The following is a 600-nucleotide window of genomic DNA, read 5'->3' on the forward strand; positions in this document are numbered from 1 at the left end:
CCATTTCCTATTTCTTCTAAGCTATCAGCCGCCCTTCTCTTGGTATCTTCATCATCAGAATTGCGGATTAAATCAACCAAAGCCTGGATAGCATATTCATTGCCATTTCCTATTTCTTCTAAGCTATCAGCCGCCCTTCTCTTGGTATCTTCATCATCAGAATTGCGGATTAAATCAACCAAAGCCTGGATAGCATATTCATTGCCATTTCCTATTTCTTCTAAGCTATAAGCCGCCGTTATCTTGGTATATTCATCATCAGAATTGCGGATTAAATCAACCAAAGCCTGGATAGCATTTTCATTGCCATTATCTATTTTTCCTAAGCTTTTAGCCGCCATATACTTGGTATCTTCATCATCAGAATTGCGGATTAAATCAACCAAAGCCTGGATAGCATCTTTATTGCCATTTCCTATTTCTCCTAAGCTATAAGCTGCGCTTATCTTGGTATATTTATCATCAGAATTGCCGATTAAATCAACCAAAGCCTGGATAGCATCTTTATTGCCATTTCCTATTTCTCCTAAGCTATAAGCTGCGCTTATCTTGGTATATTTATCATCAGAATTGCCGATTAAATCAACCAAAGCCTGGATA

General features: G+C 37.8%; 1 protein-coding gene. It reads right to left on the reverse strand.

The genetic code is table 11. The features are described 5' to 3' along the window. The coding region (locus FFR48_RS28340) for a HEAT repeat domain-containing protein (protein WP_162501999.1) at positions 1-600 on the reverse strand (600 nt) is incomplete at both ends.

Origin of the sequence: Sphaerospermopsis reniformis, from assembly GCF_005402885.1 — a bacterium.
Taxonomy (GTDB): domain Bacteria; phylum Cyanobacteriota; class Cyanobacteriia; order Cyanobacteriales; family Nostocaceae; genus Sphaerospermopsis; species Sphaerospermopsis kisseleviana.